18 protein-coding genes and 1 riboswitch are annotated in these 15,457 nt (G+C 70.5%); of the genes, 7 read left to right on the top strand and 11 right to left on the bottom strand.

The genetic code is table 11. The features are described from left to right. Positions 1 to 198: 198 nt before the first annotated feature. Together ACFS27_RS11205 and ACFS27_RS11210 are read left to right on the top strand one after the other, a co-directional pair. Complete coding sequence (locus tag ACFS27_RS11205) at positions 199 to 462, top strand: GlsB/YeaQ/YmgE family stress response membrane protein (protein WP_377182897.1); 264 nt, start codon at positions 199 to 201, stop codon at positions 460 to 462. 116 nt (positions 463 to 578) lie between these two features. Next, positions 579 to 1,409 carry a hypothetical protein gene (locus ACFS27_RS11210; RefSeq protein ID WP_377182899.1) on the top strand — a complete coding sequence of 277 codons (831 nt, stop codon included), beginning with the start codon at positions 579 to 581 and terminating at the stop codon, positions 1,407 to 1,409. A 3-nt stretch (positions 1,410 to 1,412) separates the two neighbouring features. On the opposite strand, the gene ACFS27_RS11215 is transcribed toward ACFS27_RS11210, so the two are convergent. Together ACFS27_RS11215 and ACFS27_RS11220 are read right to left on the bottom strand one after the other, a co-directional pair. Continuing rightward, entirely contained in the window at positions 1,413 to 2,780 is a 1,368-nt protein-coding gene (locus ACFS27_RS11215; protein WP_377182901.1) for a TrkH family potassium uptake protein, read from the bottom strand. A gap of 217 nt (positions 2,781 to 2,997) precedes the next feature. Then, entirely contained in the window at positions 2,998 to 3,699 is a 702-nt protein-coding gene (locus ACFS27_RS11220; RefSeq protein ID WP_377182903.1) for a C40 family peptidase, read from the bottom strand. Positions 3,700 to 3,746: 47 nt separating this feature from the next. Then, a riboswitch (cyclic di-AMP (ydaO/yuaA leader) is annotated at positions 3,747 to 3,944 on the bottom strand. A gap of 367 nt (positions 3,945 to 4,311) precedes the next feature. Between ACFS27_RS11220 and ACFS27_RS11225 the strand changes: the two genes are divergently transcribed. After that, positions 4,312 to 5,004 (top strand): hypothetical protein, encoded by a 693-nt coding sequence (locus ACFS27_RS11225; RefSeq protein WP_377182905.1) that lies wholly within the window; start codon positions 4,312 to 4,314, stop codon positions 5,002 to 5,004. Positions 5,005 to 5,148: 144 nt separating this feature from the next. Further along, on the top strand, positions 5,149 to 6,210 hold the full coding sequence (locus tag ACFS27_RS11230; protein WP_377182907.1) for a S8 family serine peptidase: 1,062 nt from the start codon (positions 5,149 to 5,151) through the stop codon (positions 6,208 to 6,210). Between the two features lie 79 nt (positions 6,211 to 6,289). On the opposite strand, the gene ACFS27_RS11235 is transcribed toward ACFS27_RS11230, so the two are convergent. From ACFS27_RS11235 to ACFS27_RS11250, 4 genes are all read right to left on the bottom strand, one after another. Beyond that, positions 6,290 to 6,991 carry a C40 family peptidase gene (locus ACFS27_RS11235; protein ID WP_377182909.1) on the bottom strand — a complete coding sequence of 234 codons (702 nt, stop codon included), beginning with the start codon at positions 6,989 to 6,991 and terminating at the stop codon, positions 6,290 to 6,292. Between the two features lie 347 nt (positions 6,992 to 7,338). Then, positions 7,339 to 7,782, bottom strand: a complete 444-nt coding sequence (locus tag ACFS27_RS11240; RefSeq protein ID WP_377182911.1) for an SRPBCC family protein — start codon at positions 7,780 to 7,782, stop codon at positions 7,339 to 7,341. A gap of 65 nt (positions 7,783 to 7,847) precedes the next feature. Next, positions 7,848 to 8,987 carry a PASTA domain-containing protein gene (locus ACFS27_RS11245; RefSeq protein WP_377182913.1) on the bottom strand — a complete coding sequence of 380 codons (1,140 nt, stop codon included), beginning with the start codon at positions 8,985 to 8,987 and terminating at the stop codon, positions 7,848 to 7,850. Positions 8,988 to 9,022: 35 nt separating this feature from the next. Then, on the bottom strand, positions 9,023 to 9,586 hold the full coding sequence (locus ACFS27_RS11250; RefSeq protein WP_377183694.1) for a SigE family RNA polymerase sigma factor: 564 nt from the start codon (positions 9,584 to 9,586) through the stop codon (positions 9,023 to 9,025). Between the two features lie 95 nt (positions 9,587 to 9,681). Here ACFS27_RS11250 and ACFS27_RS11255 point away from each other — a divergent pair, with 95 nt between their 5' ends. Both ACFS27_RS11255 and ACFS27_RS11260 read left to right on the top strand, forming a co-directional pair. Further along, positions 9,682 to 10,791, top strand: coding sequence for a DNA glycosylase AlkZ-like family protein (locus ACFS27_RS11255; RefSeq protein WP_377182915.1), 1,110 nt, complete (start codon positions 9,682 to 9,684; stop codon positions 10,789 to 10,791). Positions 10,792 to 10,869: 78 nt separating this feature from the next. Next, positions 10,870 to 11,388 (top strand): GNAT family N-acetyltransferase, encoded by a 519-nt coding sequence (locus ACFS27_RS11260; protein ID WP_377182917.1) that lies wholly within the window; start codon positions 10,870 to 10,872, stop codon positions 11,386 to 11,388. A 26-nt stretch (positions 11,389 to 11,414) separates the two neighbouring features. On the opposite strand, the gene ACFS27_RS11265 is transcribed toward ACFS27_RS11260, so the two are convergent. Together ACFS27_RS11265 and ACFS27_RS11270 are read right to left on the bottom strand one after the other, a co-directional pair. Continuing rightward, positions 11,415 to 12,167, bottom strand: coding sequence for a GH25 family lysozyme (locus tag ACFS27_RS11265; protein WP_377182919.1), 753 nt, complete (start codon positions 12,165 to 12,167; stop codon positions 11,415 to 11,417). Beyond that, the gene (locus tag ACFS27_RS11270) at positions 12,164 to 12,682 is read right to left on the bottom strand and encodes a DinB family protein (RefSeq protein ID WP_377182921.1); all 519 of its coding nucleotides are present in this window, start codon (positions 12,680 to 12,682) and stop codon (positions 12,164 to 12,166) included. Before ACFS27_RS11270 ends, ACFS27_RS11265 begins: the two co-directional genes overlap by 4 nt. An 81-nt stretch (positions 12,683 to 12,763) precedes the next feature. On the opposite strand from ACFS27_RS11270, the gene ACFS27_RS11275 reads away from it, so the two are divergent. Beyond that, positions 12,764 to 13,021, top strand: coding sequence for a hypothetical protein (locus ACFS27_RS11275; protein WP_377182923.1), 258 nt, complete (start codon positions 12,764 to 12,766; stop codon positions 13,019 to 13,021). 93 nt (positions 13,022 to 13,114) lie between these two features. Here the strand turns inward: ACFS27_RS11275 and ACFS27_RS11280 are convergent, their stop codons facing one another. From ACFS27_RS11280 to ACFS27_RS11290, 3 genes are all read right to left on the bottom strand, one after another. Next, entirely contained in the window at positions 13,115 to 13,621 is a 507-nt protein-coding gene (locus ACFS27_RS11280) for an FBP domain-containing protein (RefSeq protein WP_377182925.1), read from the bottom strand. A gap of 430 nt (positions 13,622 to 14,051) precedes the next feature. Next, on the bottom strand, positions 14,052 to 14,891 hold the full coding sequence (locus ACFS27_RS11285; protein WP_377182927.1) for a MerR family transcriptional regulator: 840 nt from the start codon (positions 14,889 to 14,891) through the stop codon (positions 14,052 to 14,054). A 40-nt stretch (positions 14,892 to 14,931) separates the two neighbouring features. After that, entirely contained in the window at positions 14,932 to 15,438 is a 507-nt protein-coding gene (locus ACFS27_RS11290; RefSeq protein ID WP_377182929.1) for a VOC family protein, read from the bottom strand. Positions 15,439 to 15,457 lie beyond the last annotated feature (19 nt).

Genomic DNA, 15,457 nt, shown 5'->3' on the forward strand with positions numbered 1-15,457 from the left:
TGCTGTCCCGTTCCCGGAGTCCTAGCTCCGGTCCTGCGCAGGCCCTTGCCCGGGCGAACTGTAGCGCGGCGGTGTTCGGGTAACCGGCTGGGCGCAATGTCCCGATATGAGACTGATTCGGCGGGTCCGGTGGCACGTCGGCCCAATCAGTGCTGAGGTAGTGCGCAAGCAGGCCAAACTACTCTGGAGGAAGACGCCATGGGCTTCTGGGCCTTTCTTATCCTCGGACTGATCGCAGGCGTGATCGCCCGCATCGTCATCCCGGGCAAGCAGCCGGGTGGCTTCTGGCTCACCCTGCTCCTCGGTGTGCTCGGCGCCATGCTCGGTGGTTGGCTGGGCGGCCTCATCTTCAACGTCAGCATGGACCAGTTCTGGTCCTGGCAGAGCTGGCTCTTCTCGGTGCTCGGCGCCATCATCGTGATCCTGATCGTCCAGGCGATCTTCGGCCGCAGGAAGGCCTGATCGCAGCATCCCGCGGCCGCGCCGTCACCGTCGTCCTCCTGACGTCGATGATCGGGGCGGCCGCGGCTGCGTGTACGGCGGGCGGCACGTCGCCGCCCTCGTCCACGCTCGGGCCGGTGCCCGACGACGTCGCCGCCCGCCTCAGCGTCGAGGTGGTCCAAGGGCGCACGCAGTATGCCGACCGCGAGGTCCTCCTCGAGGTCACCAACGGCTCGGACCGGACGATGACGCTCATCGCCGGAGCGTTGCACGCCGAGGGATTCGGGCCGTCGCACCTGGCCAAGGACCGACCAAGGGCCCTGCGGCCCGGTGCGACGCGCGACGTCCGTCTCGGACTGGGCCAGGCGCAGTGCGCCGGCGCCCCGGCCGGACCCGACGAGCCGGCCCCGGACGCCGCGCCGTCGGCCACGGTCACGCTGACCCTGGGCGAGGGCGACGACCAGGGGCCGGCCACCGACGTCGTCGTCGACGAGGTGACCGACACGGCCGGGAACCTCGCCCGCAACCACGCTGTGGACTGTGCCAGGGTCGCCGTCGAGTCCGGCGTGCGGCTCACCGTCGAGGCCGGTCTTCCGGTCGAGACGCGCGACGGCGAGCCGACAGCGCTCGTCGTGGTGCGGGTCGAGCCGGTCCCCGGTGGCCCGGAGGTCACGATCGACCGCATCACCGAGACCACGCTCATGGCCGACCCCGATGCCGGCACGATCCCAGGCTGGAGCGGTCGCGAGCTGGACGGTCAGCGTTCCGGCGAGATTCTTCTTCCGGTGGTGCCGGCCCGCTGCGACGCCCATGCCGTGGGCGAGGACAAGCGCGGCACGTTCCTGCCCGTCGAGGCGAGCGTCGAGGGCACGGCGCAGCACGTGTTCTACCTGCCGATGCCCGACGCGGCACGCGCCGCCCTGTACGACTTCATCGGGGACAGCTGCGGCTGGTCGGCGTCGCAGTAGCCGTCAGCCGATGATCGGGGCGCTCTCCGGCAACCGGTACAGGCGACCTCGGGCGCGCAGCGCGAGCGCGGTGCCGAGGGTGATCGGACCGAGCCGGCCGATGAACATGAGCACGACGAGCACCACCTGGTGGTACCAGTCGAGCTGTGCGGTGATCCCGGTGGACAGCCCGGTGGTGGTGAACGCTGATGTCACCTCGAACAGGATCTGGTCCACCGTGAACGGAGAGAGCGCCGTCATCCACAGGGTGGGGAGAACCACGATCGCCACCGCGAGCAGCGCAAGGGTGAGGGCCTGGCGCTGGGTGGCCGGCGAGATGCGGCGGTCGAAGACCGTGGCGTCCGGGTCGCCTCGCAGCTCGGACCAGATCACCACGGCGAGCACCGCGAACGTCGTCACCTTGATACCGCCGGCCGTTCCACCGGAGCCGCCGCCGATGAACATGAGGATGATCGTGCCGAGCCAGGTCTCCGTGTGCAGCTCGCCGGTGTTCACCGAGTTGAACCCGGCGGTGCGCGCCTGGGTCGACTGCGTGAACGAGGCGAGGACGCGGCCGCCGGTGTCCAGGCCGCCCATGGTCGCGGGGTTGTCCCACTCGGCGACGAGGAAGAACACGGTGCCGCCCACCAGCAGCAGCGCAGTCATCAGCAGCGTGATCTTGGTGTGGACGCTCCAGCGCACCGGGCGCACGCGCCCGCGCAGCACCTCGAGGACCACGGGCAGGCCGAGCCCGCCCACGATCGTGGCGAAACAGATCGGCAGGACGATCCAGGGGTCGGCCACGAAGTCCATGAGCGACAGCGAGAACAGGGCGAAGCCCGCGTTGTTGTACCCGGAGACGGCGTGGAACACCCCGTGCCAGAGCGCCCGGCCGAGCGGCTCGTCGTAGGCGACGGCGAAGCGCACCGTCAGGACCGTCGCGACGACGGCCTCGATGACGAGCGCGAGGATGACGACGCGGACCAGCGTCCGGCGTACGTCACCGAGGCTCACCGTCCGGGTCGACGCCGCGGCGACCAGCCGCGAGCTCAGGTCGAGGCGTCGTGAGACCAGGACACCGAGCAGCGAGGCGACGGTCATGACCCCGAGTCCGCCGATCTGGATGAGCACCAGGATCACCGCCTCGCCGAACCCGGACCAGAACACCGGGGTGTCCGTGACGATCAGCCCGGTGACACACACGGCCGAGGTCGCGGTGAACAGGGCCTCCATGAACGTGGCCGACTCGCCGGACGCAGCGATCGGGAGCAGCAGGAGCAGCGTGCCGACAGCTATGGCACCGACGAAGCCGGCGATCACGAGCTGGCCAGGGCGGCGCCGTAGTGCAACACCCCGCCCGCCCTCACGACCCGCGGGGCTGCTGAACCGCATCTGGCTACCGTCGGCTTTCGTTCGTCGTACGTCACGGTGGCGTACCGGCGCCGTGTGACGCCCGGCGGCAACGTTAGCCCGTGATCGACGCGGGAACGCGGAAGGCGCCGCCTCCGGCGTCGGGCGGGAACCCGGCGCGGAGGCGACGCCTCGCGATGAACTGCTGGTCCTGCGGCTGACGTCCTCAGGCTGAGGACTTACGGCTCAGGCCAAAACTTCAGACGACGCGGATGAACGTCGGGCTGTTCTGCCACATCTCCGTGTAGCGCACCGGCATGCCGGCGGCCCAGGCCTCGATGATCATGCCGTCGCCCGCGTAGAGAGCCACGTGGCCGGGCGTCCAGACGATGTCGCCGGGCTCCGGGTACGTGACCTGGTAGCCGGAGCTGAGCATCGCGCCGGACGAGTGCGGCAGGCCCACGCCGAGCTGCGCGTACACGTACTGGATCAGGCCAGAGCAGTCCATGCCCTCGGCCGGCGAGTTACCGCCCAGCACGTACGTGATGCCCAGGTAGTTGAAGGCGATGTTGATGGCCTGCTGGCCGACCGGCACCGGGTCCGGTGCGTCGACCGAGACGACGGCAGGGCCTTCGCCCTCCTCGCCGCCCTTCTTGCCGTCGGCGTCCGACGAGGTGCCAAGGGCTTCCATCTCGGTCGGCATCATTGCGTCGGCAGGGACGGTCACGGTGGGGGAGTTCACGACGGCCTGCTTGGCGACCGCGGTGAGGGAGTTCAGGTCGACCGAGTTGAGCTTGGCGGTCTTCACGTCGGTCTTGAGGTCCATCGCCGGGGCTGCGTGAGCCGTCGTCGCGATGGTGGAGATCAGGACGCCACCTGCTGCTGCGGCGATAGCACCACGGCGGGCGACGGTGCCGGCGTTCTCGGTGGCGGTACGAGCGAGGATGGTCAGCGGTGTCATGGCCGGGCGGCTGTCACGATGCCGTCCGCGAAGGGAGTTCGTCACCTAAATGTCTCCTGTACCGCCTGCGAGGTCAGCTGTCGGGTTCGGGTAGGAGTACACACCCGGCCGCACGGCTACTGGGGGGTTTCCGTCCGGCTTCACCCCGAGGACGACGATCCTGCTGTCGCCCGGGAAGTGGGTCCCCCGCTCCTGTCTCGAACGTCTGGTCATGAACCGGTGACAGGATTCGGCGTCCGGCTCACGACTCCCACCGTTGCGGGGGAGCAGAAGTCAAAGTACACACGTTCACGGGAAAAGTCACGATCGGGTTACGCATTACGGTCTGACCCCACGAAGACGCAGATTTACGTCGTTCCGGTCTTCAGCGGTTATGACCGACATCACATACATCCGCTACCGTTCGGCGGCATGGCCGAAAGTGCGTACCGCATCTCCGCCTGGTGGGTGCTTCTCATCAGTGCCGTCGCATGGTGGGTCTGCGGCTTCTTGCCGTGGCTTCTTCAGGCGTTATACGAGGTCACAGGCATTTCGGAAGGGTCGAGCCGGGGCGGCTCCACCTTTCTGCCCCTCCCCTTCACGGCCGACGACGCCGTGGTCGGTCTGGTCATCATGGCCCTGATCGGAGGGCTCCTCGGCGGGGTCACGGCGGGCCTCCCGGCCTCGGGGCGGGCGGGTGCCGGTGCTGCGATCACGGGCACCTTCCTCGCCATGGCAGGCACGGGGGGCGCCTCCTGGTGGATCGCGATGCGCGGGAGCGTGCCCGGTGACGCCGCGCCGCTCGGGATGCTCGTGATCGCCGGCGCCGCCGGCTCCGTCGGGCTCGGTGCCGGCCTCCTGACGGCGCTCGGCCCGGCAGCCCTGCGGGGTCTCGCGCTCGCCCTGCCGGTGGTGCTCCTCGACGGCTGGCTCTGGGGGCTCCTCCCGGGCAACCCGGTGTCCCCGACGGGTACGTGGTGGCTCTTCGCGGTGGCGCTGGGCATCGCGTTCGGCCTCGCCGTGGACAGCAAGCCCATCGAGCTCCTCGGCTGGCTGCCCGCCGCAGGGGTCGTCTGGGTCCTGCAGGCCGCCGGTCCGGCCCTCCTGGCCGTGCAGGACAACATCTGGCCCGGCTCGGCGATCACCGAGGACCCGTGGTCCGCTGCGGGCATCGTCTGGAACGAGCTTGCCGCTGCCGCCATCGTGTCCGACGGTCACCAGCTCGGCGCCTGGGTGGTCGCCCTGTTGCTCGGAGCGGCGATCGCGGCACTCCGGCTCTCCAGGGAGGCCACGGACGAGGGTGAGCTCTCCGAGGCCTGGGCCTGACCGGCGATCGGCACCACTACTGATTGCGATTGTGTAAATTTCACCCGCTACGAGCCATCTGCCCTGTTCTGCGCCTGTCCGGTACCCCTAGGTTTGGCCCGGTTCGGGGGTAATCCAGCCCCTGTGCAAACAATGGGGGCTTATATGGACAGGAAGTCAGTCGTCGGCGTCGCCACCTCCGCGGTGCTCGCCGTGGCAGCGCTCGTCGCGGTGGCGCCGGGTGCGCAGGCCGCAACCAGTGACCCCCTCCGGGACAAGCAGTGGGGCCTGGACCAGATCAACGCCGAGGCCGCCTGGGCGGCCAGCACCGGCGACGGCGCCGTGGTGGCAGTGGTCGACACAGGTGTCGACTTCGACCAGCCGGACCTGGCGGGCCAGCTTCTTCCGGGCGCCACCTTCGCGGGCTGTGCCGAGGTCCGCCCGTGCGGCGAAGGGGACTTCCGGGGCCCCGACGGCAGGAATGACGGGGACGAGCACGGCACGCACGTGGCAGGCATCGTCGCCGCCGCGGCAGACAACGGCATCGGGGTCGCGGGGGTGGCGCCGGGCGCCAAGGTGCTCCCGGTCAAGGTGCTCGAGGCGGGCTCCGGCTCGTCGCAGGACATCGCGGACGGCATTCGCTGGGCCGCCGACAACGGTGCGGACGTCATCAACCTCTCGCTCGGCACGGCTCCGGGCGGTCAGCTGCTGACGATCATCGGCGTCGACACCCTGATGCGCGATGCCATCGCGTACGCCCGCGAGCAGGGGGTGCTCACGGTCGCGGCCGCGGGCAACTCGTCGACCCCGCTGTGCAGCGACCCGGCGTTCACCAGCGTCGCGATCTGCGTCGGCGCGACCGACCCGGCAGGCGTCCACTCCTACTACTCGGAGCTGCCGGTCAAGCTCGACCTGAAGAGCGTCTCGGCGCCCGGGGGTTCGGGCGGCCTGAACGGATGCGACGGCGACGTGTGGTCGACGGTCCCCGTGGGTACGGGATCGGACACCTGTGCCGGCGGCAGCTACGACTCCTATGCGGGCACGTCGATGGCCACGCCGCACGTGGCAGGCGTCGCTGCGCTCCTCTTCGGGCAGGGCCGGAGCATGGCAGAGGTCGAGAGCGCGATCCTCGGCACGTCGCGTGACCCGCTGCTGGGCCTCGTGGGGGTGTGGACCCCGATCTACGGGTACGGCATCGTCGACGCGGCGGCCGCCGTCGCGTACTGACCTTCTGGTCGCGGGCGCGATCGCCGGGACGGATGCCCGTCCTTGGCGGTCGCGCCCACGACCAGAGGTGGTGTACCTGTCAGTACGGGCGGATGTAGACCGCGTAGTCCTGCCACTGGGCGGTGTGGCGGACCGGCGTGCCGTAGTTGGCCGCCTCCACCACCATGCCGTCTCCCGCGTACAGGGAGACGTGGCCCTGAGTCCACACGATGTCGCCGGGAATCGGCGTCGTGACCTGGTAGCCGGCGGCCACCATGGACGACGACGAGTGCGGCAGCTCGACGCCGAGCTGGGCGTACACGTACTTGATCAGGCCCGAGCAGTCGAAGCCTGTGCCAGGGGACTCGCCGCCGTACGTGTAGGCGATACCGAGGTACTGCATGGCGATCGCCACGGCCTGGGCGCCGATGGACCCGTCGGACGCGTAGTCCGGGGTGGCCGGCTCGGCTTCTTCGACCACGGCTTGCGCGTCGACCTCCGCCTCGGGATAGGTGGCGTCCTCCACGACGGGCTCAGGCTCGGGCTCTGGCTCTGGGGCCGGAGTGACCTTGACGGCCTTGCTCTCGATGCTGAGCTTCGCGTCGGTCGCGACCTGTACCGCCGGAGCTGCCGCGAGCTCCTTGCGGGCGTCCTGCGTCAGTGCGGTCATGTCGACGCTTGCCAAGCGGTTCGAACCGTCTCCCATGACGGCGTGTGCGCTGGGTGCGAACGCCGTCGCGAGAAGTCCGGACGATGCCGCGATCAGTGCGCCCGAGCGGGCAGCAGTGCGGGTCACGGTCATCAGGGGAGTGCTAGGAGCATGATCGGCGCGGTGTCGACCGCGTCGGACGGTGGTACTCACCGATGTTCTCCAAGTCGCCGGTTGCGCGGTGCCCGTACCTGACTGGGAATGGGGCCCGCGGTCGTGCCTCCGGTGGCACAACGGATCCGACGCTACATACGGCTTACCGCCTTGTCTCGATCAGATAACAGTTGTCATGAAGTATCAGGGTGTCCGAAACGCGCGTAACTTTTCGACCAGATGCCTTTTGCCAGCGTAAGGGCCATTGTTACGAGAGAAATGCGTATCTGGCAGGCATGAAAAAACACGGGAGGAAATGATGTGACACGCCGGTCGGCGGCGGCGTGTCAGTTGTCCCGGGCGCGAAGCTCCGACTCGGCCTTCAGGCCGGCCAGCTCCGCGTCCACGAGCCCCCGTGCCGTGGAGCCCTGGACCAGGTTGGTGAGCCCTGCGAGCATCCCGCTCTGCGCGACCACCAGCGTCACCTCGCACGCGGCGTCGGAGACCGGTGCGATCTGGTGCGCCGCGCCCGTGCGGACGCCGGGGGCAGTGCTCGACCAGGAGAAGCTGCGGCCCTCGACGAGGCCGTCCACCTCCCAGGTGGCCTCCGGCAGGCCAGGCTGCTGGATCTCGACGCGGGAACCGACGGCCATCCTCGTCTCGGGACCGAGGAGCGTCACGCGGGTCATGGAGGTGGTCCAGGTGGGCATGCGCTCGACGTCGGACAGCACCTGCCAGACGACGTCGGCGGGCGCCTCGACCTGGGTGCTGGTGCGGTAGGCATGGGCCACGGGCCCCAGGCTACGCGGGCTCGAGAGCAGCCGGCGCAACCTGGGGCCCGTGATGAACTGCCAGGTCAGGAGCCCGTGGACAGCTGGAGCGTCACCATGGCTCCCCAGGTGACGAGGGCGCCGGCCGCCGGGTCGGACGAGATGATCGTCCCCTCGGGCACCGTGTTCGACCTGGTGTCCTCGAACGTGCAGGTGAGATGCGCCTGCTGGCAGGCGACCCCGGCGTCCTCGACGGTCATCGCGGTGAAGTCGGGGATCTCGATGGCGCTGTCGGCGACCTCGGCGGGGAGGTCGGTGAACTCGGTCGTCAGATAGACGTCCGTGCCGTGCTTCGTGTCCTGCGTCTCGAGCGGCAGGTTCCGGGCCTCGTCATAGATCACGGTCCGCACCCTGTCGTCGTCGCCGTACTGGTACGTCGCTGCGGTGCCCCGGCGGTTCTCCGAGTCACGGGCGTCCTGCTCGACCTCGACGTCGGCAAGGCTGGTGAGCAGCTCCCACGCCGCGGCCCGCAGTTCCGGGGAGGCCGGTGCCTGGGTGGCCAGGCGGGCGGCGGCGTCGCGCACCGCCTCCTCGCGTTCGCCGGGGAAGTAACGGCTGAGCAGGGCGTCCTGCAGGGGCTCCGGCTCGGTCGGCAGCGCCTCCAGGTCCGCCCAGGTGTAGGTGAGGCTGTGCCCATCGATGTTGATGTGGTCGCCGAGTGCCATCAGCGCAGGGCCGTTCGCGGTGAGCTCGAAGTTCACACCGTTGCCGTACCAGCTCTCGCTGCCCAGCGAGCTGCCCAGCGGTGCCTCGGGGCCCGGCTCCGCGCCGGCCTGGCCCGGGGTGCCCCGGGTCACGACATGGAAGTACGTAGCGTCGCGCCAGCCCTCGGGCGGCACGACCGGTTCCACGGCCGGGTAGGTGGGCGTCTCGGTCAAGGGGGCACCCTCGCTCGACGCCACGGGTGACCCGCTCGGCTCCGGCGACGGCTCCACCTCCGTCGTCATCGAGCCGCCCGGCAGGGCAGTGCCAGGCGCGTCCAGGGTGGTGGCGGCCCAGGCTCCGCCGCCGAGCACCAGCCCCATGGCCAGGGTCATGCCGCCTATCCGGGCGGCGCGCCGCCGTCGGGCAACGGGGACGACGTGGGTGACATCGACGTCGATCGTCGGCGCGACCCGGTTGACCTGGCTGCGCAGAACTTCCGCGAACTGCTCGTCGTTGTTCATGACCCGCTCCTCTCGCTGATGGTGTTCGCCGCCGTTCATGGCCTGCCCGCCGGGTCCTCGGCCTCGAGCACCTCACGCAGGCGGGCGATGCCGCGTGACGCCGTGGACTTCACCGTGCCGATCGAGACGCCTGCCGCATCGGCTACCTCGCGCTCCGTGAGGCCCTCGAGGTGCCGGAGCACCACGATCCGGCGCTGCTTGGTGGGCAGCAGCATCAGCGCGCGGGACAGGCGGTCTCGCTCGGCGTGCTGGTCCGCCAGGCCCTGGCTGTCGTCCGTGGGGTCGGGCAGGGTGTCCGAAGCCATGAGCACCTCCCGCCGTCGGCGGCGCCACCTGTCGATCCGCAGGTTGGCCAGGATGCGTCGGGCGTAGGCGAGGGGCTCGCCCTGCCGCGCCTTCGGCCAGGCCAGGTACGTCTTCACGAGGGCTTGCTGCACCAGCTCCTCTGCCAGGTGGGTGTCGCCGCACAGCAACCAGGCGGTGCGGGCCAGCGCAGGGGTCGACCGGGTCATGAAGGCGGCGAACTCGACGTCCGTGTCCGCCACCACCACGACGTCGACCGCTTCGACCTTGCCGGGGCTCGAACGCCCCGCGACCATTGGCATGCTCATACCTCCTTCACGGCCCAGGGCGACGAAAGGTTGAGTGGACCGCTCGGCAGAAACATGTCGGTGTCCCTCCGTATCCTCGCCGCATGGCCACCCATCGGCTCACCGCGCAGCAGGCACGTCGTATCGCGCTCCGTGCCCAGCTGCTCGACGCCCGGCGGCCGGTCGACCTGGTGCACCTCGTGGAGGACCTGACGTTCCTCTCGGTGGACCCGACGTCGGCGGTGGCGCCGGCGGTCGACCTCATCGCCTGGTCGCGGCTCGGCGGCGAGTACTGGCAGGGGGCTGTCGACGACGCGATCGCCGACCGCATGCTCTTCCAGCTGCGCGGGACGGTGCGATCGATGAGCGACTTGCCCCTCTACCTGGAGCAGATGGGCCGGTGGCCGCAGAACGAGACGCTGCGGCAGTGGCTCGCCGACAACGCAGGCTTCGAGCGAGAGGTGCTGGAGCTGATCGAGGCCCAGGGGCCGGTGCTCGCCAAGGACGTGCCGGACACCGCGCGGGTGCCGTACACCTGGGGCGCCGAGGGGTGGAGCAGCCGGCGCAGCGTCGCCGAGATGCTCGAGGCGCTGAACATGCAGGGCAAGCTCGCCATCGTGGGGCGCAAGGGCAGGCAGCGGCTGTGGGACCTCGCGGAGCGGGTGTATCCGCTGGTCGAGCCGATCCCGCTCGAGCAGGCTCTGCGCGAGCGGGTGGAGCGGCGGCTGGCGGCCGAGGGCATAGCTCGTCGCCGAGCACAGGGGCGCGCGGGGGACGGCGTCTACTGGGTGGACCTGCCGGGCGAGATGGTCCAGGTCGAGGGGGTCGAGGGGGAGTGGCGTGTCGATCCGGAGCTGCTGGAGCGGGCTGGGGACGAGTTCGAGCCTCGCACCGCTCTGTTGTCCCCGTTCGACGCGATGGCCGCCGACCGGCCCCGCCTCCTCGACCTGTTCGACTACGAGTACCTGCTCGAGATGTACAAGCCGAAGGGCAAGCGGCGCTGGGGCTACTTCGCGCTACCGATCCTGCACGGGGAGCGGTTCGTAGGAAAGCTCGACGCCAAGGCGGACCGCACGGAGGGGGTGCTGAACGTCATCGCGGTGCACGAGGACCTGCCGTTCGACGGCGCCACGATGGACGCCGTGCACGCAGAGATCGAGCAGCTCGCGTCGTGGCTGGGGCTGGGCAGGGTCGACTACGCGAGAAACGCGTAGCCCACTCCTGACTCGTGGTCAGGTGGTTGAAAGTTTCACCAGTCCCGCCCACTCCGAAATGCGACTATCATCCGCGAGGTGACGTCGCAGATGATGGTCGACCTGGTTCCCGTGGACGAGGACGTGCTCGAAGACCTTCTCGCCCTGGCCGTGGCCGAGGCCCAGCCCGGTGAGGTGATGCCGCCCACCTCAGGGGAGTCGGCCACCGAGCCCCGCACCACGTGGACGGAGCCGCGCAAGGGCGCGTTCCGCGAGTACCACCGCCGGTGCCGGGTGAACCGGCACGCGCCGGTTCACGAGGTGACGTGGGCGATCAAGGCCAGAGGCAGGATCGTGGGTGCCGCGCGGCTCGCCCTGGCCGACGGCGACCCGGAGGGCCGGGAGGTCGGCCTCTGGCTCGGCGAGTCGTACCGAGGGCAGGGCATCTCCGGCGAGGTGGCCTACTGGGCGATCGCCGCGGCGCGGACCATGGACGCCAAGCGCCTGGTCGCCCGCACGACGGCGAGCAACCCCATGGCCCGCAGGTCGCTGGAGCGGATCGGCTTCGAGCTGGTCGACACCGGCGGCGAGCTGGTCGGCACCATCGCGCTGCCCTGAGCCGGCACGCCGGTGCGCGGCACAGCTCAGTCGAGGGCGAGGGCCGCGAGCTCCTCGCGGGTGCCCGCGAACACGTTCATGTCGATGTACGGCTCCACGCCGTCGTAGCCAGGTAGCCGGTCGCGGTTCGAGTACTGCCAGACCGTCCAGTCGCGACCGTCCGACAGCCGGGGCGCCCACGCCACCGACCGGATCCAGATGGGCAGGGCTGGGTAGCGGTCGGCGAGGTACAGGTCGTACGCCTCCCCGGTCGCGTACACGATCGGAGCGGCACCATAGTGCTCCTCGATGCCGGCGACGAGCGGGTCCAGGATCGCGTGCACCTGGTCCGGCGTCGGGTGGTCGTCGAAGTAGTCGCCGTAGAACTCGAGGTCGATGACGGGCGGGAGCGTGCCGGCGGTGGCCGGTACCTCGGACGCGAGGTGCGCGGCCTGGTCGGCACCCGGGCTCTCGAAGCTCATGAAGTGGTACGCCCCGACGAGCAGGTCGGTCTTCATGGCGTCCGCCCAGTTCGCGGCGAACCGCGGGTCGGTGTGCGAGGCGCCCTCGGTGGCCTTGATCCACGCGAAGTCGAGATCCTGCGCCGCCAGCACGTCCCAGTCGATCTCGCCCTGGTAATGCGCGACATCCACACCCCGTACGTCGTACCGGGCGGCGAGGATCCGGTTGGGCCAGACGACGCCGTTTGCCACCAGCATCCCGAGCAGTACCAGGACGGTGACGGCGGCCGCCGTCGTCCACAGGGCTGTGCGAGGGCGCCTTGCTGTGCGAACGCTCACTCGCCCGTCACGCCGCCCGCCAGCTCGACCGAGATGTCGAGATGGCCCGCGTGGCGGGCGTACTCCTGCAGCACGTGGAAGCAGATCCACGCGAGCGTCGGTGGGTCCTGGGTGAACCGGCCCCCGAGCGCGCCGCGCTCGTCCAGGGTGTGCGTCGCGAGCACGTCGCTGGTCACGGCTCCACCGGCATGCAGGGCCCGGAGCAGCTCGTCCAGGCCGACACCGTCGGGCACGGCCCAGCGCCCGTCCGGCTCCTGACCGGCGTTGTCACCCCACGGGCGGTCGACCGGCTCCGCCAGGAACCCCCAACGGAACCAGCGCTGCTCCATGTGCACCAGGTGGACCAGCAGCTCGAGCGGTGACCAGCCGGACGGCAGCCGAGAGGTGCGCAGGTCGACGTCGGACAGGCTGCGCAGCTTGCGGTCCACCGCATGCCGGTAGTAGTCGAGGTAGCCGGTGAACAGGGCAGCCGGGTCGGTCGAGTCGGACCGCGGCTCGTGGTCGGTGAAGGACACGTCGCGAGACTACTGCGAGACACTGACGAACTCGGTCGCCAAAGTGCTGTGACATCTGTGCGGCGTCTGCGTCTGTAGTGCATGACGCAGACAAAGGGCAGGACCTACGGGCTCGCTTCGAACCCCTCGGAGTGGGCAGCCCACCGCCGGGCCGTCGTCTTCTCCGTGCGCCGGATGTTCCCAGGGGTCGATGCCGAGCGCGCGGCGACCGAGGGGCTCGGGGAGCTGTGCCGCCAGATCGTGGTGCACGGCGCCGTCGACCGGCCCGCCGTGGTGTGGTGCGAGGCCGCCATCGCCGCGGCCGCGCGCCTGCGGACCGGGGCCGGTTCGCAGGCATGAACCGGCGATGGTGCGCCCCGTCCCCGACAGCCGAGCCACACGTGCGCATGTCGGACGCACAGGTCTACGGGACCTGTGCGCCCGACACGTTCGTCAGCGCGTGCTGCCGACCTCTGCGACGAACCGTGCGGCCCGCTCGCGCAGACCGGCGATGCGACGGCCGGTGATCAGGTCACGCATGGCCGGGTCGTTGCCTGCCTCCGTGAACGTCGGCTTGCGCCGGACGTTCCGTGAGCAGCCGAACTCGGTGCAGATCAGCGTGCCGATCGTGTTTCCGTTGCGCCCCGAGGCGCCGCCTCGCCGGGCGACGTACAGGGAGACGTCGTCGGTGACGACGACGTCCTCGCACCAGGCGCACACGCCCTTGGTGCGTGCGCGACCCCCCTTGGCGTCGGCGGAGCGCAGCAGCACGCCGGTCGGTTCGCCGTCGAGCTCGAGCACGACGTACGCGGACAGCGGCGCCTTGCGGTCGTGCCACCCGATGTAGTCGAGCTGCTCCCAGTCGAGCGCCTCGAGGTCGGGCAGGGTGGCCTGCGCCGCCTCGCGCTTGCTCGCGTTCAGGAAGGACGCGCGGATCTGCTTCTCGGTCAGAGGATTCATGAGGTGTTGGCTTCCGGTCGTTCGGAGGCCGCCGGCCGGTCGGGCCGTCGCGAAAAGCGTGCGCGACGGCGTCTCGGTCACCGATGCGTAGCGGGCACCGGGCCGCGGCAGGCGGCGGGGCAGGGGACGATGACGCGCCCGCCCTCTTCCGGCGCCCGGCCACGGCGCGCTACCGCCGAAGCGGTCGGGGCGCCGTGCTGGAGTGCGTGGTCAGAGAGTCGTGACGCGGGTCAGGGCACTGCCCGAGCAGGCCTGGACGGCCGCCCCGCATCCCGCGGTGAGAACCCGCATCTCTCGCTCCTCGTGTGTTCCGTGAGGCCGGCCGGGCAAGATCGCCGCACAGCCGACGGATCGATGCTACGCCACCGGATCAGCGAGATGCACGTGCTTTCCGGCACACTCCGCCGGGCCGTCCTGCGCCCCGGGCACCCTACCTGTCTGGTGCCGCCGCCCCATCCCAGACGGCGGTCTCGGGGTCCACGCCGGAGGCCAGGGCGTTGGCGTCGACGGCATCCCGGAGCCAGGTGGCGAGACCCGGCTCGATCTCGTCGTAGAACGCACGGAAGCCAGGATCCGCTACGTAGGTACGGCCGAGGCAGACGTGCATCGAGTGGGTGCAGTCGAAGTAGGTGCTCAGCGACGCCCGGTGCCGCTCGGCCAGAGCGTTCGCCGGCTCGCTGCCCGGCCGCACGCCGGCCCGCACGGCCACGGCCAGGTCGCCGTGCAGCACGTCGACCTGAGCCATGATCCGTTGCCAGTCCTCGGGGCTCCGGTCCGCCGCGCGTTCGGCATACTGCGCCCACTGCGCGCTGTCGCCCCAGCGGTCCCTGGCCTCGAGCGGCCAGGTCGGCTGCCAGGTCTCGCCGAAGATCGCCACCTGCTCCTCGGGAGAGAGCAGGACTCCGGACCGGCGGGCTTCGATCAGGCGGTCCAGTGCCTCCGCGGACCGCTCCAGGTCCCGGATGTGCTCCCGCACCTGGTCTCGCTGCCTGCGCAGGGACCGCTCCGCATCGTCGGTCGGTGCGTCCAGCAGGCCCGCGATGTCAGGGAGGGGCACACCGAGATCGCGGTAGACACGGACGCGGTGGAGCCGCGCGACGTCCGCGGCGACGTAGAGCCGGTGCCCGCCCGGTGTGCGCCCGGAGGGGCGCGCCAGCCCCAGCTCGTCCCAGTGGTGCAGCGCCCGGACCGTGACGCCCACGACGGACGCGGCGCCGCCGACGGTCAGGCCGTCCGGCGGCACCGCGTCGATCGTGCTCCGCTGTGTCATCCCCTCCAGTTTCGCAGCCGTGCGTCGCGGGCCGGCGTCGTCACGCCGTCGGCCTGTCGATCCCGATGTCACGCAGGTTCTGGGCCTCGACGCTGTCGGGGTCCCAGGGGCGGGCTGCCGTCATGATCACTCGCGCGTTCTCCGGCGTGACCACCTCGAGGTCGACCGAGTTCCAGGGCGTCCGGCGCGGACCGGTCGTGCTGCCAGGCAGCAGCTCTTCGCAGGCCGCGGCGATCTGGTCCACCTGGCTCAGGACGCACGAGAAGCTGACGGTCTGGGCGGGCGGTCCGGCGGGCGGTTCCGCCGGAACGAGCAGGACGTCCTGGAACGACCAGCGGCGCAGGTGGACCAGCTTGCCCGGGGCCGAGAACAGCTCGAAGAAGCCGAGCCCGCGGACCCAGAAGTCGGTGGACGCGGCAGGGTCGGCGGTGGGCAGGGTCGAGAACATCGGCATGCCGTAGAGGCCGCGGAACAGCTCGGGTGGCTCTGCGTCCAGCGCGGGCACGGGGACGGGGCTGATGTCGAAGGCAGGGTAGGTGTCGGTCATGGAGCCAGCGTCACCCCTC

The sequence above is a fragment of the Promicromonospora vindobonensis genome, assembly GCF_042685865.1.
Classification (GTDB): Bacteria; Actinomycetota; Actinomycetes; order Actinomycetales; family Cellulomonadaceae; genus Promicromonospora; species Promicromonospora vindobonensis.

Coding starts and splice junctions, on each gene's coding strand:
- ACFS27_RS11215 (WP_377182901.1), bottom strand. CDS start 2,780: ATGCGGTTCAGCAGCCCCGCGGGTCGTGAGGGCGGGCGGGGTGTTGCA.
- ACFS27_RS11255 (WP_377182915.1), top strand. CDS start 9,682: ATGGCCACCCATCGGCTCACCGCGCAGCAGGCACGTCGTATCGCGCTC.
- ACFS27_RS11250 (WP_377183694.1), bottom strand. CDS start 9,586: ATGGTCGCGGGGCGTTCGAGCCCCGGCAAGGTCGAAGCGGTCGACGTC.
- ACFS27_RS11205 (WP_377182897.1), top strand. CDS start 199: ATGGGCTTCTGGGCCTTTCTTATCCTCGGACTGATCGCAGGCGTGATC.
- ACFS27_RS11220 (WP_377182903.1), bottom strand. CDS start 3,699: ATGACACCGCTGACCATCCTCGCTCGTACCGCCACCGAGAACGCCGGC.
- ACFS27_RS11275 (WP_377182923.1), top strand. CDS start 12,764: ATGACGCAGACAAAGGGCAGGACCTACGGGCTCGCTTCGAACCCCTCG.
- ACFS27_RS11230 (WP_377182907.1), top strand. CDS start 5,149: ATGGACAGGAAGTCAGTCGTCGGCGTCGCCACCTCCGCGGTGCTCGCC.
- ACFS27_RS11290 (WP_377182929.1), bottom strand. CDS start 15,438: ATGACCGACACCTACCCTGCCTTCGACATCAGCCCCGTCCCCGTGCCC.
- ACFS27_RS11245 (WP_377182913.1), bottom strand. CDS start 8,987: ATGAACAACGACGAGCAGTTCGCGGAAGTTCTGCGCAGCCAGGTCAAC.
- ACFS27_RS11280 (WP_377182925.1), bottom strand. CDS start 13,621: ATGAATCCTCTGACCGAGAAGCAGATCCGCGCGTCCTTCCTGAACGCG.
- ACFS27_RS11225 (WP_377182905.1), top strand. CDS start 4,312: ATGGCCCTGATCGGAGGGCTCCTCGGCGGGGTCACGGCGGGCCTCCCG.
- ACFS27_RS11285 (WP_377182927.1), bottom strand. CDS start 14,891: ATGACACAGCGGAGCACGATCGACGCGGTGCCGCCGGACGGCCTGACC.
- ACFS27_RS11235 (WP_377182909.1), bottom strand. CDS start 6,991: ATGACCGTGACCCGCACTGCTGCCCGCTCGGGCGCACTGATCGCGGCA.